Consider the following 20,286-nt stretch of genomic DNA (forward strand, 5'->3'; position numbering starts at 1 on the left):
ATGAACGGTCCTATCGTATCCGTCCGGAATCTGCACAAATGGTACTCAGGCGTTCATGCTCTGAGAGGCGTCTCAGTCGAATTCGCACGCAATGAGGCCGTTGGACTGATCGGCGACAACGGCGCCGGCAAGTCCACACTCATCAACATCCTTTCCGGCGTCCAGAAACAGGACGAGGGCAGCATCTTCGTCGAGGGAAAAGAGGCTGCCATATCGAGCCCGCGCGACTCCATGCGGCTCGGGATCGAGACCATCTATCAGTACAACTCCATGGTCCCGACCATGTCTATCGCGCGCAACCTGTTTATTGGTCGCGAGCCGGTGAAATATTCGCTCTTCGGTCTCGGGGTTCTGGATTTGCGCAAGATGCGCGAGGAAAGCGTCCAGGCCATCGCAGACGTCGATCTTCATCTGCGCTCACCTGACGCCTTGGTCGGTGAACTCTCAGGCGGGCAACGCCAGGGGGTGGCGATCGCCCGTGCCATGCATTTCAAGTCGAAGGTGATGATCCTTGACGAACCGACGAACCACTTGTCGGTCAAGGAAACAAACAAGGTCATCGGTTTCGTTCGTTCGTTGAAGGAACAGAATGTTACCGGCATCTTCATCAGTCATAACATGCATCACGTCTTCGAATCCTGTGACCGGGTGGTCGCCATGGCGCGTGGGCAGATTGTGCTCGACAAGCGTGTCAGCGAGACGTCGATCGACGAAGTCCAGTCCGTACTTTGAGGGGAACGCAGATGAAACCACTTCAGGGAAAAGTGGCGCTTGTCACGGGCGGCCTTGGCACACTCGGTCGAGCGCAGGCCCGTAAACTCACAGCGGAAGGCGCCACTGTCATCGTACTCGACCGTCCTGGCCTCCAGGTAGATCTGACGGAAAATCTCGGCGAAAACGCGCGCTTTCTCGGATGCGATCTGAACGACCTCGCGAAAACCGAGGATCTCATCCGGTTGGAGGCCGAAGCCTCAGGCGGCATCGACATTCTGATCAACAATGCCGCCCTCATAATCAATAAGCCGTTCCAGGAGTTCAGCTTGGCGCAGTACGAGGACCAGATCCGCGTCAACTCGTCGGCTGCGTTTGCAGCCGTTCGAGCCTGTGCCGACCTGATGAAACGCAAAGGACGCGGCAAGATCCTCAACTTTGCTTCCATTACGCTCAATGGCCAGTGGGACGGCTATGTGCCCTATGTCGCATCGAAGGGCGCAATGATCGGGCTGACGAAATCGTTGGCCCGCGAACTTGGACCGTTCGGGATCAACGTCAACGCGATTTCGCCCGGAGCGGTGGTTTCTGAAGCAGAGAACCGGGTATTTGCCGATCGGCTACAGGAATACAACGACTGGGTCCTCGAGCGGCAATGCCTGAAATCACGTGTTAAGCCCGAGGACGTCGCGGAACTCGTTTACTTCCTCGTCTCATCCGCTTCGGACATGATCACTGGACAGAACTTTGCCATCGACGGCGGTTGGTAGATGGTTGTCGAGCGGATCGATGTCGAGAACAGCAAGGCTCGCTTGCAGCTAATCCCGGCGCTTGGCGGCGGGATCGGACGCCTTGATGTGAGGCATCCATCAGCCGAGTGGATTCCGGTGCTCAGGCCGTGGAATGGCCGAGTGGAAGATGGTCCCTTTGAACTGGGCTGTAATGTGCTTGTTCCATTCTCCAACCGCATCTCACGCGGCGGCTTCGAACATGACGGCGCTTTTCATCCCATTCCACCTAACCTTGCCGGCCAGCCATTCCCTATACACGGGGACGGCTTTCAGCGGTGCTGGCGATTGCTTGCTCGCAACGGCGAGACCGTCGAACTGGAATGCGATGGGGCGATCGGCCCATTTCGCTATCGGGCAAGGCAGGTCTTCACTCTTTGGCCCGAAAAACTCGACATAAAGCTCACGGTTCACAACATGTCGGGACAACCACTCCCCTTTGGCATCGGATTCCACCCGTGGTTTCCGCGAAATGTGGGGACTCGACTGCAATTTAGCGCCGCGGAGGTCTGGCTGGAGGACAGAGAACACTTGCCGACAGGTCGCCGAAAGCTTTGCGAAGTTCCAGACTGGAATTTCGGCGACGGGCGGGCGTTGCCCGACCAGTGGATCAACAACGCTTTCGGCGGGTGGGCTGGAGAGGCGGTCATCATGCAAGGAGACGGCGCGGCCTCCGTCAGGATTTCGGCCTCCGATAATCTCGGCTATGCGCTGCTTTATACCCCGAACGCAGATGCGGACTTCTTTTGCTTTGAACCGGTTTCCCACCCGGTGGACGCACATAACCTCGCGGGCGGGCCAGGCCTGAGGATACTTGAAGATGGCCAGGAGCTGACTGGTTCGATGACTTTGGAATGGGAAGAAGCATATGGAACTCGATAAGAATGGCACCTTCGTTGGTCGCGTGTGGCTGTCGGAAGAAAAGGGGCCCATCCTGGTGACAGTCCGGGCCGGTGTGGTGTTCGACATCACCACAAAAGAAGCGCCAACAATGCGCGATCTCTTAGAGATGGATGATCCTGTCGAGTTCGTGCGGGCACGACAGGGAAGGGCGATTTGCGCGCTGACCGAGGTCCTCTCAGTGGCACCTAGGGCCTCCGAGGCGCCCCGGCTACTCGCACCATGTGACCTTCAGGCCATCAAAGCCTGCGGCGTGACATTCGCACGCTCGATGCTTGAACGGGTAATCGAGGAGCGTGCCGCAGGAAACCCAGACCTCGCCTCCAAGATCCGTGAACGCGTGACGGTGCTTGTCGGCGACAGCCTGCGCGACCTCAAGGCCGGGTCCCCGGAGGCGGCCAAGGTCAAGGAGGCCTTGATCGAGGAGGGCGTCTGGTCGCAATACCTCGAAGTCGGAATCGGTCCTGACGCCGAAGTCTTCACCAAAGGGCAGGTCATGTCGGGGGTTGGGTATGGAGACGAGGTAGGTCTGCACCCGATATCGAGATGGAACAACCCCGAGCCGGAGATCGTGCTGACTGTGGACAGCAAAGGCCGGGTAAAAGGAGCGACACTCGGCAACGATGTGAACTTGCGCGACGTTGAAGGCCGTTCGGCGCTTTTGCTTGGCAAAGCGAAGGACAACAATGCCTCCTGCGCGCTAGGGCCGTTCATTCGGCTGTTCGACGAGAGCTACACGATCGACGACGTGCGCCATGCCGACCTCGATCTGCGTATAGAAGGCGAGGATGGCTATGTACTGAAGGGCAGGAGCTCGATGAAGGAGATCAGTCGCGATCCACTCGATCTGGTATCGCAGACGATCGGCACCCATCACCAGTATCCCGATGGCTTCATGTTGTTCATGGGCACGCTGTTTGCGCCCGTCGAAGATCGTGACGTCCCGGGTCAGGGCTTTACGCACAAGCTCGGGGATGTCGTGACAATCTCAAACGCCCAGCTGGGATCCCTGTTGAACACGGTGCGATTGTCAACCGAGTGCAGTCCCTGGACTTTTGGCGCATCGCACCTGATGCGCAATCTCGCCGCACGGCAGCTGATCTGAATGGAACCGACCATGACTTTGCACCAGAACCTGATAGCCGGCGAATGGGTCGGCGGTGACGGGGTTGCCAACATCAACCCGTCCGATACCAACGACGTGGTCGGCGAATACGCCCGCGCGTCAGCCGAGGATGCGCGCGCAGCGATCGCTGCCGCCAAGGCGGCGTTTCCGGCCTGGTCGCGCTCGGGTATTCTCGAGCGCCACGCGATCCTGAGGAAGACCGCCGACGAGATCCTTGCCCGCAAGGACGAACTCGGGAAGCTCTTGTCGCGTGAGGAAGGCAAGACATTGGCCGAAGGCATCGGCGAGACGGTGCGCGCCGGCCAGATCTTCGACTTCTTCGCCGGCGAGTGCCTGCGGTTGGCGGGCGAGGTGCTGCCGTCGGCAAGACCCAATATCGGCGTCGAGATCACCCGCGAGCCGGTCGGTGTCGTCGGCATCATCACGCCCTGGAACTTCCCGATCGCCATTCCCGCCTGGAAGATCGCGCCGGCGCTTTGCTACGGCAACACCGTCGTCTTCAAGCCGGCCGAACTGGTGCCCGGCAGTTCCTGGGCGATCGTCGACATTCTTCACCGCGCCGGCCTGCCGAAGGGTGTCTTGAACCTCGTCATGGGCAAGGGCTCGGTCGTCGGCCAGGCGATGCTCGACAGTCCGGACATTCACGCCATCACCTTCACCGGCTCGACCGGCACGGGAAAACGCGTGGCGCTGGCCTCGGTCGAACACAATCGCAAATACCAGCTGGAAATGGGCGGCAAGAACCCCTTCGTCGTGCTCGATGACGCCGACCTCAATGTTGCAGTGGAAGCCGCGGTCAACTCCGCCTTCTTCTCGACCGGCCAGCGTTGCACGGCATCTTCGCGCCTCATCGTCACCAAGGGCATTCATGATCGCTTCGTGGCGGCCATGGGCGAACGGATGAAGGGGCTTGTGATCGACGACGCCTTGAAGGCCGGCACCCAGATCGGTCCGGTGGTCGATGAGAGCCAGCTCAACCAGGACACCGACTATATCGCCATCGGCCGCCAGGAAGGCGCAAAGCTTGCCTTCGGCGGCGAGCTTCTGAAGCGCGACACGCCCGGCTTCTACCTGCAGCCGGCGCTGTTTACCGAAGCGACGAACGCGATGCGCATTTCTCGGGAAGAGATCTTCGGGCCGGTCGCGTCCGTCATCCGCGTCAAGGACTACGATGAGGCGCTCACTGTCGCCAACGACACGCCCTTCGGTCTGTCCTCGGGCATTGCCACCACCAGCCTCAAGCACGCGACCCATTTCAAGCGCAATGCCGAAGCCGGCATCGTGATGGTCAACCTGCCGACTGCGGGCGTCGATTTCCACGTGCCCTTCGGCGGCCGCAAGGGCTCGTCCCACGGCTCGCGCGAGCAGGGGCGCTACGCCGCCGAGTTCTACACCACCGTCAAGACGGCCTACACGCTTAGCTGACTGGTCCTTGCTGCCATAAAGCAATTCGGCGGCTTGGCCGTGGGCGAAGCGTTTCGTTTGTGCGTCAGGGCGACACGGATTTCTCAACGTCGGAAGGCAATTTTGTTTGCCTGGGCGCAAGTGCGCTCTCATCCGAATGCCGCTCTATGTTCGCGACAACGTCGTCGGGCGTCAGGGTCTTGCCGTTGTGGAACTGCACGCCTTTGCGGATTTTGAACGTCCAGGTTCTGGCGTCCGACGAGGCGCTCCATTCTTCGGCAAGAACGGGAGCCGATGGCGGTTCTGAGTCGGCGTGAAATCGAGAGGGGGCCTTGGCGGATTTCGATCCGCCAAGTTTTCTGGCACTCAACAAAGCCGACGGAGGTTGACACGAAAATCATATCCGTTATTCTGGATATATGGATAGCAATACAGCAATCGCGGCGCTTGCCGCACTCGCCCAGTCTACCAGGCTCGAGACGTTTCGACTTCTCGTCCGACACGAACCCGATGGCATTCCTGCGGGCGAACTCGCCCGGCTTCTCGATGTGCCGCAAAACACCATGTCGGCGCACCTTGCGACGCTGTCGCGTGCGGGCCTGGTTTCAAGCGAGCGGCAGAGCCGTTCGATCATCTATCGGGCGGACCTTCAGGGGCTGCGCGACCTGACCCTCTTCCTGCTGAAAGACTGCTGCGGCGGCTCGGCGGAACTCTGCGCGCCGCTCATCGCAGAACTCACACCCTGCTGTGCTCCCGAGGTGAAGCTGTCATGAGCGACATCAGGCTGGAGCCAGTCACGGGGAGCGATCCCGAACTGAAACTGGCGCTGTCGGCTTCCGGTCTTCCAACCGAAGACCTCGAAGACACTGGGCGCTCGTTTTTCAGGGCGGTTTCCTCAGATCGCGGCACGGTTGGCTATGCTGGCATCGAGGCGTGCGGCGACGACGTGCTTCTCAGGTCGATAGTCATCTTGCCCGAGCATCGTGGCAAGGCGCTTGGAAAATCGCTGACCAGGGAAACCCTGAAGACCGTCAATGTGAGCTCGGAAGTCTTCCTGGCGACAACCTCCGCCGCACCGTTCTTTGAAAGCCTTGGCTTCGTTGTGGTCGAGCGGGCCGATGTGCCGCCCGCCGTTCTCGCAACCCGTCAACTGTCGGGCATCTGCCCGGCATCGGCAACGATCATGAAACTCGACAGACCTCCGATTTAACCACGGAACACGACCATGACCGACAAGACTTACAACGTGCTCTTCTTGTGCACGGGCAATTCCGCTCGTTCTATTCTCGCCGAATCCATCCTCAACAAGGAAGGCGGCGGGCGCTTCCGGGCGTTTTCCGCTGGCAGCCAGCCCAAGGGCGAAGTCAATCCACATGCCCTGAAGGAACTGGACGTCCTCGGCTATCCGGCGACCGGCTTCTCGTCGAAGAGCTGGGACGTTTTCGCACAGCCAGGCGCGCCCGAAATGGACTTCATCTTTACCGTCTGTGACAGCGCGCACGGCGAGGCCTGCCCGGTATGGATCGGGCATCCGATGACGGCGCATTGGGGCGTCGAAGACCCGGCTGCGGTTGTCGGCTCCGAGGTCGAAATCCAGCGCGCCTTCGCGCAGGCCGCTCGCTTCCTCAAGAACCGCATCATGGCCTTCATCAATCTGCCTCTGGCCTCCATCGACCACCTGGCGCTCGAGCAGCACGTCCGTCAGATCGGTTCGCTCCAAGGCGCTTCCGTCAAGTCCGCAAAGGTCGAGTGAAATGTCTACGTTCGAACGCTACCTCACCATCTGGGTCTTCCTTTGTATCATCGTCGGCGTCGCCCTCGGTCATCTGATGCCCGGTGTTTTCCAGGTCATCGGTGCGGCAGAGGTCGCGAAAGTGAACTTGCCCGTCGCCATTCTGATCTGGCTGATGATCATCCCGATGCTCATCAAGATCGACTTCCGCTCGTTGGCGCAGGTCAGCACGTATTGGCGTGGCATCGGCGTGACCCTATTCATCAACTGGGCCATCAAACCGTTCTCCATGGCGCTGCTCGGCTGGCTGTTCGTGGGCTGGCTGTTCCGTCCTTATCTGCCGGCCGACCAGATCGACTCCTATATCGCTGGCCTCATCATCCTCGCGGCCGCCCCCTGTACCGCGATGGTGTTCGTCTGGAGCAACCTGACGCGCGGCGCGCCGCTGTTCACGCTGTCTCAGGTGGCACTCAACGATGCGATCATGGTCGTCGCCTTCGCGCCGATCGTCGGACTGCTTCTCGGACTGTCGGCTATCACCGTACCGTGGGACACGCTCGTTCTGTCGGTCGTCCTTTATATCGTCGTCCCGGTCATCATCGCTCAGGTCCTGAGAGCGCGGCTGACCGCCGATGGCACGGCGAACGCGCTAGACGCCATGCTGACGAAACTGCAGCCGCTTTCGCTCCTCGCCCTGCTCGCGACGCTCGTTCTCCTCTTTGGCTTCCAGGGCGAGCAGATCATCGCACAGCCGACGATCATCGCGCTGCTGGCCGTGCCCATCCTGATCCAGGTCTATTTCAACTCAGGCCTGGCCTATCTCCTGAACCGGATGTCGGGCGAGCGCCATTGCGTTGCCGGGCCTTCAGCACTGATCGGAGCCAGCAACTTCTTCGAACTTGCGGTTGCCGCGGCCATCAGCCTGTTCGGCTTCCAGTCAGGTGCTGCGCTGGCAACCGTCGTCGGCGTGCTCATCGAAGTTCCCGTGATGCTCACGGTCGTCTGGGCCGTGAACCGCACCAAGGGCTGGTACGATGCAGCTCCCGCTGTCTCCCGGAACACCATCACTGAAAGGACATGACAATGGACGCCACCATCTATCACAACCCCGCCTGCGGCACGTCCCGCAACACGCTGGAGATGATCCGCGCAGCCGGGATCGAACCTGATATCATCGAGTATCTCAAGTCACCGCCGTCGCGCGACGAGTTGGCAAGGATGATCTCCGATGCCGGATTGACCGTCCGACAGGCGATCCGCGAGAACGGCACGCCTTACGCGGTACTGGGTCTCGACGACCCGAAGCTGACGGACGACCAGCTGCTCGACGCGATGCTGAAGGACCCGATCCTCATCAATCGTCCGTTCGTCGTCACGCCACTCGGCACCAGGCTTGCGCGACCCTCCGAGGCGGTGCTCGACATCCTGCCGGATGCCTTCAAGGGTGCCTTCTTCAAGGAAGACGGCGAGCAGGTCCTCGATCAGGAGGGCAAGCGCGTTGTCTGAGACTTTTCCCGCCTTGCAGGAGCGGCATCTTCGCCAACCTGACATCGACGCGTTGCGTCCGGCGTTCTCGGCGCACAAGCCGCGCATCCTGATCCTCTACGGCTCGCTCCGGGAGGTTTCCTACAGTCGGCTGCTCGCGCACGAAGCCAGACGCCTTCTCGAGCGGTTGGGGTGCGAGGTGCGGATGTTCGATCCGAGGGGGCTGCCGCTTCCCGACGAGGCGCCGGTCAGCCATCCGAAAGTGCAGGAGCTGCGCGACCTGTCGCAATGGTCGGAAGGCCAAGTCTGGGTTAGCCCCGAGCGCCACGGCGCGATGACGGGCATCATGAAGGCCCAGATCGACTGGATTCCCCTGTCGCTGGGATCGATCCGGCCGACGCAAGGCAAGACGCTGGCGATCATGGAAGTCTCCGGCGGCAGCCAGTCCTTCAACGCCCTGAACCAGATGCGCGTGCTCGGCCGCTGGATGCGGATGATCACGATCCCCAACCAGTCGTCGGTCGCCAAGGCCTACCAGGAGTTCGACGCCGACGGCCGCATGAAGCCGTCGTCCTACTACGACCGCGTCGTGGATGTCTGCGAGGAACTGGTGAAGTTCACGCTGCTGACACGGGACGCCTCGGCCCACCTTACAGACCGCTACAGCGAGCGGAAGGAGCACGCGGCCGAGTTGGAGAAGCGGGTGTCACTGAGATCGATTTAGTCAAAGGCCATCGGCAATGTTCCGATAGCGGCCATCTTGCACTCGCAATGGCCGCTGTTTGGCCAAAGCGAACCAACGCCTTGTCCGCTTATGGCGGCCCATTGCAGCCTTTCGAAAGACTGACCTAGCGCTCATGACGCAAAACTATGCACGAGGCGATATTTCCAATAGGCTATTTAGCAATGGATGACGGGCGTCATCTGAAAGCATTCGTTGCCGAGGCACAAAGTGTGACCATACAGCTTCGATCAACCCTCACCTGTCCCAATTGCGGCCAGCGGGCTACGGAAACGATGCCCACCGACGCCTGTCAGTTTTTCTATGATTGCAATGGATGCGGTATGATGCTCCGGCCAGAATCCGGGGACTGCTGTGTGTTCTGTTCCTTTGGCGACGTGCCTTGCCCGCCAATCCAGGAGGCCAAACATAACAACGGAGCCGCAAGTTGTTGCGTCGGTTCCTAACGTGGGATGAGAGGCAAGGCTGACATCCCATCGGGCTATGCCGGCGCATTCCGGGCGATAGACAAGCGCCCACGCTGCTCCCTCACGGACGCCGAGGAGTTCCACGATGAGCGAAGACGCCTTCAACATGTCGATCCGCAAGTTCCTGAAAGAAGTCGGTGTCACCTCGCAGCGTAAGATCGAAGAGGCCGTGCGCGAGGGGCAGTTCGGCGGCGAGAAGCTGAAGGTGCGCATGACGCTGACGGCGGAGGGCACTGGTCTCAACCACGTGGTGAACGGTGAGATCGACCTTCCATAGGTCTGGCGAAAGCATGGATCGAAACGCCCAGGCCGATACTCATCAATGAGACCAAGATCGGTCAGGCATCGCGCCCGCACTAAGCCGGAAGCTTCTATCTCCCCACCGAGCCAAGCCTAGAGCCCGCGCACCTCTGCCAGAAGATCGTTCTCGACGAGCATGACGTTCGTCGGACGGACTTCACGTGCGCGACATGAGCAGAACAACTGGCATCCGCACCCCGACGCTGCAATAATTGAGCTTCATCGAGGGAGGCAATGATGCGGAAGAGTGCGCCGGATTTCAGCCTTGAGGGCAAGGTGACTTTGGTGACGGGCGCGAGCCGTGGCATTGGACGTGCTTGCGCACTTGCCTGTGCTGCAGCAGGTTCAGATATTGTCTTGGGGGTCCGCGATGTCGCAGCGTCCGCGGGCCTGATCGCCGAAATCGAGGGCGCGGGACGAAAGGTTCTCCCTGTTGAACTGGACATTCCCAACAAGGCCCATATCGCACAAGCCGTCGACGCGGCGGTTTCTGCATTCGGTCGGATCGACGTCCTCGTCAACAATGTCGGCGTGGCCCCGGGCAATCTTGCGGAACTCGTTGAGGAGAAGGACCTTGACGAGATACTCGATGTCAACATCAAGGGCACCTTCCTGATGACACAGGCAGTGGGCCGTCACATGATCGCGCGAAATGGTGGCCGGATCATCAGCATTAGCTCACAGGCCGGTACGGTCGCACTGCGCGGTGAGGCAATCTATTGCATGAGTAAGGCGGCAATTAATCACCTCACGCGCTGCCTTGCAGCCGAATGGGCACGCTATAATGTCACCGTAAACACCGTATCGCCGACATTCATCCACACGGATGGTACAGCACCGTTTTTATCCGATGCCGAAAATCGCAAAGCGACGGTCGATCACATTCCACTCGGCCGGATCGGGGAAACCGATGATGTGGTGGGTGCCGTGGTCTTCCTTGCATCGCCGGCTGCGAGCCTGATCACCGGCGCGAACCTGCTGGTGGACGGCGGATGGTCCGTCGCCTGAGGCCACGGGGCCGAACTCGAAAAGCGCGTCAATGATCCAGGGAAGAAATCCTGTCAGCCGTGCCGCCAGACCTTCACGGCTGACAGCAACAAGATCACGGCGAGTGCGGGAAGGAGGATCGAATTCGGGACAATGCCGAGGAGTAGACCGCCGACAAACGTCCCCACCACCGATCCCGCGGCCATGATGAGGACGAACACCCTGTTGCGACCCAGAACCGAAAAGCTCTGGTCGCGGCTGTAGCGGGTAAAGCCCACCAGCATTGTGGGAAGGCTCACCGCCAGTGAGAGGCTACCGGCGAGCTTGATGTCCGCGCCGAAGAGCAGAACCAACGTCGGAATGAGCAACTCGCCCCCGGCGACGCCCAGCAGCGACACAACGATGCCGATCACGAAGCCGGCGGATATTCCGGCGACAATCTGCCAGTTTCCGGTCAGAAGCGGTTGACCCGCCGAGGTGCCGTGGCCAAGCACCAGCACGACGGCGATCGCGACAAGAAGAACGGATATCACCCTGTAGAGGGTCTCAGATTTCAACCGTGTGCCCATCCTGCGCCGAACCAGGCACCGATCAGGCTTCCTGCAAGATGGTTCAGTACGATCGGCCAATTCGATGCGATCTGACTGAAAGGGATCGTGCCAGCTCGAAAAAGCAGGGCGGAGGACACGACGACAAGGCTCATTGCCTTGTTCAGGATCACCGCCTCGAGGCCCGCGAAATTGAATGCGCCGATGAGCAGCGGCAGACGGAATTCTGCCCCTTCAAGCCCTATCAACCCGCCGAGTGCGCCGATGGTGGCTCTGCCGCCGAAAACGGCCGGATGACTGCGTGACGTCGTGGATTTGATCTGAGTGTTCACGGAGGCTCGGCTTTCATGGCGGTGATCCGCGGACACTTATGTACGCTCCTCCATTATCGGGCAACGCGGTCGCGACGCACCGATAAAGCGACAGCCACGAACGCCAGGATTCCAAGCGTACCCAACGCGGCGATGACGAAAAGCGAGATGGTTGTTCCGACGTGGTTCATAGCGGCCGCGAACGCAAACGGGGCGGCCGCGCCAGTCGCCAACCTTGCCGCAGCCATCTTGCCCGTGATCGCGCCATAGCCAGCGGACCCGAAGAGATAGAGGGGCAAGCTCCCCTGAGCGATGCTGTTGATCCCCGACCCAAGACCAAGACAGATGGCGAAAGCCACCGCACCTGGCAGCCAATCACCTGACACCCCGAGTATTACCGCGCCACTGACCATGAGAGCGGCAGAGACAATCGCAAGCGCGGGCGGCGACAGGCTCTTTCCGAAGACCATGTTGATCAGGCGGCTCATGACCTGGGCCGGACCAAACAAGGAACCGATCACGACCGCCGCACTGCCAAGTCCGATCGCGCCGAGCATCGGCACCATGTGGGCAAGGATCGCGGCGAGGGTGAAGCCCGAAAGAGAGAAGGCAAAGGAGACCAGCAGCATGCCACGGCGACGCGCCTGGGGTTCGAGAGCGCCGGCAACGACCTCGCGGGTTCTTGTCTCGTCCGTTTTGGAACTCAGCCTTCCGGCACGCATGATCCAGTAGTGTAGGGGCATGCAGACGATTAGGTTCAGGACGGCGAACACCAGATAGATTTCCCGCCAGGTCAGATATCCGGTCAGTGTCGCGGCGATCGGCCAGAAGATGGTGGAGGCAAAGCCGCCGATGAGTGTCAGATAGGTGATGCTGCGGGACGCGGTGCGAGGTTCGCTTTCGACCAGTGTTGCGAAGGCCGCCTGATACTGGACCATCCCGGAGGACACTTCGAGGAGGACAATCGCAAGGACAAAGAGCGACACAGACGGCGACCATGCACAAAGCACCAGCGTTAACGCCGCAAGGGCCGACCCCAGCGTCATCACCGTTGCCGCACCGATCTTGTCCATGTGCCTGCCGATGAACGGAGCAGACAGGCCGCCGATGAACAGCGAGACCGAGAAGACGGCGAAGACCCGCTCCAGGCTGATGCCAAGGTCTTTGGCCATTCCGGGTGCGAGGATGCTGAAGGAATAGTAGAGAGTGCCGTAACCGATGATCTGCGTGACACCGAGAGCGGAGACGATGCCCGCCGGAACCTTGATCGTATGCAATGACGTGTTCCTTGACGGGCTATGCTTTGCTCGAACAGCAACTGGCGGATCGCTCGACGGACCCGCGGATGCCGGGATGCCCCGCGCAGCAGTCTTCCATCAGGAAAGTCACCAGATCGGCCAGCGTGTCGTAACTTGCGTTATAGACGATCGAGCGGGACTCCCGGCGTTGGGAGATGAGGCCTGATCTTTCGAGTTCCTTGAGGTGGAACGAGACGTTTGATGGAGAGACGCCCATGCGTTCGGCAATCGCGCCGGCGGCCAGACCTTCAGGGCCGGCGATGACCAGGGTCCTCACGATGGAAAGTCGGGTTTCCTGTGAAAGCGCGGCGAAGGAGGAGAGGGCTTGACGATCATCCATATTTCAATAATCCTTGAATCATTGAAATTGAGGATAGCCACAAATGGGCGCGATCGACAATAGCCAATCCGACAAAACCGATATCTCGCTTGGGGAGTTGCTCGGCAGAGCCGCAGAGACACCGGACCTGCCCTTGGTCTTCCTGTATGACGGAAAGCCCGTGAAGCCCGGCTATCACGTGACCGAGGTCAAGGCTGGCCAGTTCTCCGCGCTTGATTGCGGGGCAAATCCGGAAGCCTGGTCGGAGATTTTCGTGCAGCTGTGGGACATCGAGGAGGGCGAGCGGACCCATATGACGGCCGGGAAGTTCTCGGCCATCGTCCGCAAGGTTTCCGAACACGTTCGTCTCGACGGCTCCGCAAAGCTGACCTTCGAAGTGAGCGATGGCGTCCGGCCGATGCAGTTGTTCTGCGCGAACGCTCCTGTCGCGGAAGACGACACTCTCCAGGTCGCGTTGACGCCACGGCCTGCGAGCTGCAAGCCTCGGGACCGCTGGTTGGCCGAGAAAGCCGCTACGGAAGCCTCGTGCTGTAGTTCATCCGCTTCCAAATGCTGTGGCTGAGGTGGGAACCATCCCCAAACGAGATGCCGTCGGCAGCGAGGCGCTCTCAGGGGCGCCCGCCGGAAGCTGAGTTCTGCCGCCGCATTCGCCGGCTGTGAACAGCCCACCGCCCGAACATCGCCGCAGCATCACCGCGAGCGTGCCCCTTCGCTGAAAAACCGAGAGCTCAGGTCATGTGGCCGGTACTGTCGCGGTCGATATCCTCTCAACAATTCGGGCCTTTTCCACGCCATCGCATTCGACCTCCCATCTCTTGATGTCTTGACTCAAAAATAACTAACTAGTTACATAATTGTGTGACGAATGTTCTTGCGAATTGGGAGGTTCAAGTGAAGATTTACGGGATGCAGCATGTGGGGTTCACTGTGCCGAACCTCGAAGAGGCTGTCCGCTTTTTCGAGGTGATCTTCGGAGCGGTGACGTGCCTTGAAACAGGCAAAGTGGAAGCTGACGACGCGTTCATGCTTCGGCGCCTCGGTGTTCCCTCGGGCAGACGGATAGAGAACATCAAGGTTCTAAGGGTCGGGAACGGCACGAACCTCGAGATATTCCAGTACTCCGGCGAGACCGGCGAGGAAGAGCCGCTGAAGCGCAACAGCCAGACCGGTGGCTTTCACTTAGCCTTCGAGGTTGACGACTGCGAACGCGCGGCAGAGCGGCTTCGTGCCGCCGGCGTCGATTTGCTTGAAGGGCCGACTCTTGTCGAAAGCGGCGCGATGGCCGGGCTTACCTGGCTCTATCTCAAAGCTCCCTGGGGGCAGTTTTTGGAGATCGTCAGCATGCCGGGACCGCTCGGATACGAAAGCGCTGGCGGTCCTCGGCAGTGGTCGCCCGTCAGCGGCAGCTGACTCCCGGCCGTAGTCGCTGCATCTCAAGCGGCCAATCAAAATCACAGACATGAGAACCCCTGGCCAAAAGCCGGAAAGGAAAGCCGTGCCTCAAGAAATCCTGATAAGCACAAAGCAGACATTTGTGCTCGGCAACTACGAAGACGGTGCGCTACTGCCCGGTCAGATCCGTGGGCGAACGCTCTGTACTCTGATCAGTCAGGGCACGGAGCTTGGCTGGGCCAACGGTGACGTGTTTCCCATCCGGCCGGGCTATGCGGCTGTCTTCGAGGTGACCGAGATCGGAGAGGATGTCGATGGCGTCAGCGTCGGTAACCGGCGCTTTGCAATGGGGCAGCATCGTTCCACGCAGACCCACGATGCCCGACACACTCTGGCGTTGCCGGATGGATTGTCCCCGGATCGCGCCGTTCTCGCCCGCTTGATGGGGGTGTCGATGACGAGCCTGATGACGACGAAGGCGCGTCCGGGTGACCGCGTGGTCGTTTCGGGGGCGGGGCCGGTTGGCTTCCTGGCTGCGCACCTCTTTGCGATCGGCGGCTATCGCGTGACGGTGGTCGATCCGGATCCGGTCAGGCGCGCTCAGGCCGGTCGAAGCGGAATTGCGGATTGCCGAGCGTCTATAGGCGACGCATCGGACCTGACCGGAAAAGTCGCCCTCGTCGTCGATTGTTCAGGTCATGAGGGTGCCATCATCGATGCTTGCCGTCTTGTCCGCAAGCTTGGTGAAGTCGTCATGGTTGGTGTTCCCTGGAGGCGGGCGACCGAATTTTCTGCGCACGAACTCATGCAGGCAGTCTTCTTCAACCTGGTGACGCTGCGCTCAGGCTGGGAATGGGAGGTTCCGATGCTCGGTCGCGACTTCGTTTGGGAAGAACTGCTCGAAGGGTACAACAATGCACCGCATAGCGTCTTCGGTGGCTTCTCGCGCGCGCTCGAATGGCTGTCTGAAGGCCTGATAGCGGTTGAGGGCCTGATCCGCCACGTGACGCCAGACGATCCCGCGTCACTCTATTCGGACATTGCGCGGCGCGCGATTGAGCAGCCGTTCATCGTTATCGATTGGGCCTAGCCAAGCGCCGGGCCGATATGCCCGGCTATCGTTCGTGTATGTGCCTGGCGCGACGCGTTAGGCACATACCAGGCGCATGATGGTGTCGACGTTGAACTGCAGTCGTTCGTCAATCGCTTCCTTGGCCATGAGATCACGTTCGAAAATGATCGATCCGGTGAAACGGTTGGTCAGGTAGTAATAGCCGATCGCTGCAATGGTGATGTTGAGCTGCACAGGGTCGACGCCCGACCGAAACACGCCCTGTGCCGCGCCGCGTTCGAGAATGTCGCCGACCATGTTGACGAACTTGCGGCTGGCGGCCTTGATGACCTCGGACTTCTTCAAATGCTTCGCGCGGTGAAGGTTCTCGCTGTTGACCAGCGTGATGAACTCCGGGTTCTTCAGGTAATATTCCCAGGTGAACTGGACGAGTTTGGCAAGCGCCGCCTTCGGTTCCAGGTCGTCGAGCTTGAGTTTTTGTTCAGCCGTTCGGATGTCGATATAGGCATCTTCGAGAACGGTCTGGAACAGCCGCTCCTTGCTCTCGAAATAGTGGTATATCATCCGCTTGTTGGCGTTGGCCTTCTCGGCGATCACGTCGACCCGCGCGCCTCCCAAGCCATTCTTCGCAAACTCTTTCTTGGCCGCGTCCAGAATGCGCGCCTTCGTTGCCTCGGCGTCTCTGATGCGTGGCTTTCGGGCAGATTTTTCCGTGTCTTCGTTCGTGATGCTCAAAGCCCTTCCTCCGTCGCCCTCGCGCCTGCTGCGCTGAAAGTCATACACGCCGGAAAGCTGATCCGTCAAAGCGGTTCGTCAGGTCGGTCGGCGCTTGTGCCCATTAAAAGCACTTGACTCGGGGTTTTGTAAAGAAGTAACTAGTTAGTGCGTTAAGTGGGACTGACGAGGGCCGGAGGAGGCCAGGGCGACAAGCGTGCGCCGCCACCTGCGAACCTGCATTTTCAACCCGTGTGGGACGGGGAACGCTCACCGAGGATATGGGAGGATTGGCATGTCGACCTTTATTAAGGATTTTATCGAACGCGAGACGGTAAGCCGTCGCAACTTCTTGTTTGCCGCTGCAGCCGGCGTTGGCGCCATGACGGTGCCGATGGCGTTCGGTCGCGGCACGGCGCAGGCTGCATTGACGGATCCGGCAATTGCCTGGAGCTATCGCGACAGGGCGTCTGCCTACTGGAATTCGGTCGTTTCCGGGGGCGAGGCTTTCGTGGAATCGCTCGGCAAGCCGAAGAGCGCACTCGTCAGCCTGATCAACGAGGGGTCTACGGAAAAGTCGCTCGCCGACATCAAGGCGTTTCTCGCCAAGAACAACGGCAATTGCGCGATCGCCTGCGATGCAAACGACAGCCCCAACGCCAGACCCGTTGTCGAGGCGGTTCAGGCAGCGGGCGCCTACATTTCAACGATCTGGAACAAGACCGACGACCTGCATCCTTGGGATTTCGGCGACAACTACGTTTCCCATATGACCTGGTCGGATGAGAAGCCTGCTGAACAGACCGCGCGGATCCTGTTTGAGGCGATGGGTGGTGAAGGTGGTGTGGTGCACCTCGGTGGCATCGCCGCCAACAACCCGGCAGTCGAGCGCCTGAACGGCCTCAAGAACGCACTCAAAGATTTCCCGAACATCGAGTTGCTCGATGCGCAGCCGGCCGACTGGGACACGCAGAAGGGTGCGGCCCTCATGGCGTCGTTCCTGACCCGCTACGGCGACAAGATCAAGGGCGTACACTGCGCCAACGACAACATCGCCTATGGTGTCATCGAGGCCCTGCGCGCCGAGGGTATCGAGGACATGCCGATCGTTTCCTATGACGGCAATCCGGAGGCCGTGCAGATGGTGCTGGACGGCAAGCTCCTGGCGACCGTCTTCACCAACCCGCACTGGGGCGGCGGCATCAGCGCGGCACTCGCCTATCACGCGGCGATCGGCAGCTTCAAGCCGTCCGAAGAGCCGAAGGAACACCGCGAGTTCTACGGCCCGACGATCCTGGTCACGGCCAAGGATGCCGCCGAGTTCAAGGCGAAGTATCTCGACTCCGTCCCGACCTACAATTGGACGGATTTCTGGGGGCCGTCCAACGGCCAGATCCAGTACTGAAATTTCGACCAGCTGGGCGGCAGCCTGTGTGCCGCCGCCCCGTTCCCCTTGTGACTTTCTAAAAGAGGGGTGTCTGACGTGACACGTCGCCTATCGCGCGAAACCTTGATCAAATGGGCGCCGCTTCTGGTGCTGATTGCGCTGGTGATCTTCTTCACCGCGCTCAACCCGACTTTCTTTTCCTCGCGGAACTTCGCCCGCATCGCGATTGCGGCAGCTCCGGCACTCATGGTTGCCGTCGGCGTCACCTTCATCATCGTCATGGGATCGATCGACCTCTCGATGGAGGGAACGGTCTCCCTCACGGCCGTGGCCTTTGCGTTCATCTTTGCCCATTTCGGTGGCTCGCTCGCCCCTTCCGGTTGGGTCGCCATTCCGCTTGTTCTCCTTCTCGGCGGCGTGATCGGACTGCTAAACGGGCTTGTCCATGTGAAGCTGAAGATACCGTCCTTCATGGCGAGCCTTGCCATGGGCTTCGTCGGGACGGGGGCCGCGATCCTGCTCACCGGCGGTGACATCGTCAAAGTAAGCGACGCGACCTTTCGGGGCCTGCTGACGGTGCGTTTGTTGGGTTTCCCGCTAATGGTCTACGTCGCTGCCTTCTTCCTCGTCGTTGCCTGGTTCATTCAGACCCACACCACGCTTGGCCGCAACTTCTACGCGGTTGGCGGCGGTGAGGATCTCGCGCATGCCTCGGGCCTCAATGTTACCCGCGTTCGCGTGACCGGCTTTGCGCTTGCCGGCGTCTTTTACGCCATTGCCGCAATCCTCGTGGTGGCGCGCATCGGCCAGGCGGAATCGGTGACCGGTGCGAACTTCATGTTCGTCTCCATCACGTCGGTCGTTGTCGGTGGCGTGGCGCTCTGGGGCGGCATCGGCGGCGTCTGGAACGCACTTGTCGGCGTGCTGATCGTGAACGTCATCGACAATGGCATGGTCGTCATCGGTCTGCCCGACTTCATCCAGGACGGCATGCTCGGCCTGCTCGTCATTCTTGCCGTCGTGCTTTCGACCGACCGCAAGATGCTTTCCTTCGTCAAGTGAGGCACGCCATGTACGAGCTCAAGGCTGTCGACAAGAAATTCCCCGGCGTTCACGCGCTAAAGGCAATCGACTTCCACATCAAGCGCGGCGAGATCGTCGGACTTGTGGGGGAGAATGGCGCTGGCAAATCCACCTTGATGAAGGTGATCTATGGCGCCTACCAGCCCGATGGCGGCAAGGTCCTTATCAACGGAACGCCCGTTCGCTTTGCCAATCCGCGCCAGGCGATGGAGAAGGGCATCGGGATGGTGTTCCAGGAGCAGTCGCTGATCCCGAACCTGACCGTCATGGAGAACATCTTCCTCGGCTATGAACGACAGTTCACCCGCTTCGGTGTCGTCGACTGGAAGGTTATGGCGAAAGCCGCACGCCGTCAGCTTGCCAAGGTGAAACTCGATATCGATCCGGCGATGGTGACGTCGAAGCTTTCCTTTGCCCAACGTCAGCTCGTCGAGCTCGCCAAGGTGTTGACGCTCGAAGAGCGCGTGGAGGGGGATCTCGTCATCCTGCTCGACGAGCCGACCTCGGTTCTTTCAAAGGAAGAGGTGCAGCTGCTGTTCAAGCTTGTGCGGGAACTGGTGACGCGGGCCTCGTTCATCTTCGTCTCGCATCGCATGGACGAGGTGATGGAACTTTCCGATCGCATCTACGTGATGAAGGATGGTGAGGTCGTGGACGTCGTCGACCGTGGTGCTGCCCCGGCCGAGGCCATCCAGCACAAGATGGTCGGTCGCAATGTCGACAAGCAATATTACCGCGAGCATCTGCAAAAGCCGTTCGAGGCCGCAAAGGCACTCGTCGAGATGGACCAGGTGGGCCTTCCTGGCCGCATCCAGGACATCTCGCTCAAGCTGCATGCCGGTGAAGTGCTTTGTCTTGTCGGTACGGAAGGTTCGGGGCGCGAGGCAATCCTCAGGACGATCTACGGCATGCTGACGCCGAGCACCGGCCGTCTGCGCATCAAGGGAGGCGATGCGACCGATCTTTCACCGCGGCACGCGGTTTCTCGTGGCGTCGGCTATGTGCCCCGCGAGCGCAAGATCGAGGGCATTGTTGCTGGCATGAACGTCTACGAAAACATGACGCTTTCGCAGATGAAACACCGCTCGAAAGGTGGTGTGCTGCGCGTCGGCGAGGAGCGGGCGCTTGCCCGTGAATGGATCAAGAAATTGTCGATCAAGGCCCATTCCGAGTTTGCGGATTGTGGCAATCTTTCAGGCGGAAACCAGCAGAAGGTGGTTCTGGCCAAGTGGCGTTCGGCCGGTTCCGACATCATGCTGCTCGACCATCCGACGCGCGGTCTCGACATTGGCGCCAAGGAAGATGTCTACGACATGATCCGCGCCATGAGTGCGGCGGGCGTCGGCATCGTGCTGGTTGCCGACACATTGGAAGAGGCAATCGGCCTTTCGCACACCATCATCGTCGTCAAGGACGGGCGCATCCAGAAACAGTTCGCCTGCGAACCGGGTTCCAAGCCCACGCCCTATGACCTTTTGCACTACATGATCTGAGGGACC

General features: G+C 60.2%; 23 protein-coding genes and 2 pseudogenes. 20 read left to right on the forward strand and 5 right to left on the reverse strand.

All coding sequences use genetic code 11. The features are described from left to right. The 5 genes from BLU15_RS20620 to BLU15_RS20640 are packed head-to-tail and all read left to right on the forward strand — an operon-like array spanning position 1 to position 4,950. Positions 1 to 732, forward strand: a complete 732-nt coding sequence (locus BLU15_RS20620) for an ATP-binding cassette domain-containing protein (RefSeq protein ID WP_060520100.1) — start codon at positions 1 to 3, stop codon at positions 730 to 732. 11 nt (positions 733 to 743) lie between these two features. Further along, positions 744 to 1,481, forward strand: a complete 738-nt coding sequence (locus BLU15_RS20625) for an SDR family oxidoreductase (RefSeq protein ID WP_090297641.1) — start codon at positions 744 to 746, stop codon at positions 1,479 to 1,481. Beyond that, a complete protein-coding gene (locus BLU15_RS20630; protein ID WP_090297643.1) occupies positions 1,482 to 2,381 on the forward strand; it encodes an aldose 1-epimerase in 900 nt (299 codons plus the stop codon). Beyond that, complete coding sequence (locus BLU15_RS20635; protein WP_090297646.1) at positions 2,368 to 3,504, forward strand: fumarylacetoacetate hydrolase family protein; 1,137 nt, start codon at positions 2,368 to 2,370, stop codon at positions 3,502 to 3,504. The genes BLU15_RS20630 and BLU15_RS20635 overlap by 14 nt, the downstream gene beginning before the upstream one ends. 12 nt (positions 3,505 to 3,516) lie before the next feature. Beyond that, positions 3,517 to 4,950, forward strand: a complete 1,434-nt coding sequence (locus BLU15_RS20640) for an aldehyde dehydrogenase family protein (RefSeq protein WP_090297834.1) — start codon at positions 3,517 to 3,519, stop codon at positions 4,948 to 4,950. 64 nt (positions 4,951 to 5,014) lie between these two features. Here BLU15_RS20640 and BLU15_RS20645 read toward each other — a convergent pair. Continuing rightward, positions 5,015 to 5,224: pseudogene (locus BLU15_RS20645) on the reverse strand (ABC transporter substrate-binding protein); the annotation flags it as partial. Between the two features lie 124 nt (positions 5,225 to 5,348). Between BLU15_RS20645 and BLU15_RS20650 the strand changes: the two are divergent. The 9 genes from BLU15_RS20650 to BLU15_RS20690 all read left to right on the forward strand — a co-directional run bounded on the left by BLU15_RS20650 (position 5,349) and on the right by BLU15_RS20690 (position 10,663). Then, on the forward strand, positions 5,349 to 5,702 hold the full coding sequence (locus BLU15_RS20650) for an ArsR/SmtB family transcription factor (protein WP_034801535.1): 354 nt from the start codon (positions 5,349 to 5,351) through the stop codon (positions 5,700 to 5,702). Then, a complete protein-coding gene (arsN2, locus tag BLU15_RS20655; protein WP_090297649.1) occupies positions 5,699 to 6,139 on the forward strand; it encodes an arsenic resistance N-acetyltransferase ArsN2 in 441 nt (146 codons plus the stop codon). The genes BLU15_RS20650 and arsN2 overlap by 4 nt, the downstream gene beginning before the upstream one ends. 15 nt (positions 6,140 to 6,154) lie before the next feature. Then, positions 6,155 to 6,682, forward strand: coding sequence for an arsenate reductase ArsC (locus BLU15_RS20660; RefSeq protein WP_090297650.1), 528 nt, complete (start codon positions 6,155 to 6,157; stop codon positions 6,680 to 6,682). A 1-nt stretch (position 6,683) separates the two neighbouring features. Then, complete coding sequence (gene arsB, locus BLU15_RS20665) at positions 6,684 to 7,742, forward strand: ACR3 family arsenite efflux transporter (RefSeq protein ID WP_090297652.1); 1,059 nt, start codon at positions 6,684 to 6,686, stop codon at positions 7,740 to 7,742. A 2-nt stretch (positions 7,743 to 7,744) separates the two neighbouring features. Then, complete coding sequence (gene arsC, locus BLU15_RS20670) at positions 7,745 to 8,167, forward strand: arsenate reductase (glutaredoxin) (protein WP_176960318.1); 423 nt, start codon at positions 7,745 to 7,747, stop codon at positions 8,165 to 8,167. Further along, entirely contained in the window at positions 8,142 to 8,870 is a 729-nt protein-coding gene (gene arsH, locus BLU15_RS20675; RefSeq protein ID WP_244546795.1) for an arsenical resistance protein ArsH, read from the forward strand. The genes arsC and arsH overlap by 26 nt, the downstream gene beginning before the upstream one ends. Positions 8,871 to 9,106: 236 nt before the next feature. Then, entirely contained in the window at positions 9,107 to 9,334 is a 228-nt protein-coding gene (locus BLU15_RS40050) for a GDCCVxC domain-containing (seleno)protein (RefSeq protein WP_090297836.1), read from the forward strand. Positions 9,335 to 9,440: 106 nt separating this feature from the next. Further along, positions 9,441 to 9,632, forward strand: coding sequence for a DUF6494 family protein (locus BLU15_RS20685; RefSeq protein WP_090297658.1), 192 nt, complete (start codon positions 9,441 to 9,443; stop codon positions 9,630 to 9,632). 260 nt (positions 9,633 to 9,892) lie between these two features. Further along, positions 9,893 to 10,663, forward strand: coding sequence for an SDR family NAD(P)-dependent oxidoreductase (locus BLU15_RS20690; protein ID WP_090297839.1), 771 nt, complete (start codon positions 9,893 to 9,895; stop codon positions 10,661 to 10,663). Between the two features lie 53 nt (positions 10,664 to 10,716). On the opposite strand, the pseudogene BLU15_RS20695 reads toward BLU15_RS20690, so the two are convergent. The 3 genes and pseudogenes from BLU15_RS20695 to BLU15_RS20705 form a co-directional block, all read right to left on the reverse strand. Next, positions 10,717 to 11,522, reverse strand: a pseudogene (locus BLU15_RS20695) (sulfite exporter TauE/SafE family protein). Between the two features lie 53 nt (positions 11,523 to 11,575). After that, the gene (gene arsK / locus BLU15_RS20700) at positions 11,576 to 12,778 is read right to left on the reverse strand and encodes an arsenite efflux MFS transporter ArsK (RefSeq protein WP_090297659.1); all 1,203 of its coding nucleotides are present in this window, start codon (positions 12,776 to 12,778) and stop codon (positions 11,576 to 11,578) included. A gap of 19 nt (positions 12,779 to 12,797) precedes the next feature. Continuing rightward, on the reverse strand, positions 12,798 to 13,139 hold the full coding sequence (locus tag BLU15_RS20705) for an ArsR/SmtB family transcription factor (protein WP_090297661.1): 342 nt from the start codon (positions 13,137 to 13,139) through the stop codon (positions 12,798 to 12,800). A 43-nt stretch (positions 13,140 to 13,182) separates the two neighbouring features. On the opposite strand from BLU15_RS20705, the gene BLU15_RS20710 reads away from it, so the two are divergent. The 3 genes from BLU15_RS20710 (at position 13,183) to BLU15_RS20720 (ending at position 15,621) form a co-directional block, all read left to right on the forward strand. After that, the gene (locus BLU15_RS20710; RefSeq protein WP_090297663.1) at positions 13,183 to 13,701 is read left to right on the forward strand and encodes a DUF6428 family protein; all 519 of its coding nucleotides are present in this window, start codon (positions 13,183 to 13,185) and stop codon (positions 13,699 to 13,701) included. 329 nt (positions 13,702 to 14,030) lie between these two features. After that, entirely contained in the window at positions 14,031 to 14,549 is a 519-nt protein-coding gene (locus BLU15_RS20715) for a VOC family protein (protein WP_034801555.1), read from the forward strand. 85 nt (positions 14,550 to 14,634) lie between these two features. Then, positions 14,635 to 15,621: a zinc-dependent alcohol dehydrogenase gene (locus BLU15_RS20720; protein WP_090297666.1), complete on the forward strand. Its 987-nt coding sequence runs from the start codon at positions 14,635 to 14,637 to the stop codon at positions 15,619 to 15,621. 57 nt (positions 15,622 to 15,678) lie between these two features. On the opposite strand, the gene BLU15_RS20725 is transcribed toward BLU15_RS20720, so the two are convergent. Continuing rightward, positions 15,679 to 16,338, reverse strand: coding sequence for a TetR/AcrR family transcriptional regulator (locus tag BLU15_RS20725; protein ID WP_089045975.1), 660 nt, complete (start codon positions 16,336 to 16,338; stop codon positions 15,679 to 15,681). Positions 16,339 to 16,612: 274 nt separating this feature from the next. Between BLU15_RS20725 and BLU15_RS20730 the strand changes: the two genes are divergently transcribed. The 3 genes from BLU15_RS20730 (at position 16,613) to BLU15_RS20740 (ending at position 20,280) form a co-directional block, all read left to right on the forward strand. Continuing rightward, positions 16,613 to 17,722 (forward strand): sugar ABC transporter substrate-binding protein, encoded by a 1,110-nt coding sequence (locus tag BLU15_RS20730; RefSeq protein ID WP_060520394.1) that lies wholly within the window; start codon positions 16,613 to 16,615, stop codon positions 17,720 to 17,722. A 78-nt stretch (positions 17,723 to 17,800) separates the two neighbouring features. Next, positions 17,801 to 18,766, forward strand: coding sequence for an ABC transporter permease (locus BLU15_RS20735; protein WP_034801603.1), 966 nt, complete (start codon positions 17,801 to 17,803; stop codon positions 18,764 to 18,766). A gap of 8 nt (positions 18,767 to 18,774) precedes the next feature. Further along, on the forward strand, positions 18,775 to 20,280 hold the full coding sequence (locus BLU15_RS20740) for a sugar ABC transporter ATP-binding protein (protein WP_090297669.1): 1,506 nt from the start codon (positions 18,775 to 18,777) through the stop codon (positions 20,278 to 20,280). Positions 20,281 to 20,286 lie beyond the last annotated feature (6 nt).

It is taken from the genome of Ensifer sp. YR511 (assembly GCF_900103045.1).
Taxonomy (GTDB): Bacteria; Pseudomonadota; Alphaproteobacteria; order Rhizobiales; family Rhizobiaceae; genus Ensifer; species Ensifer adhaerens.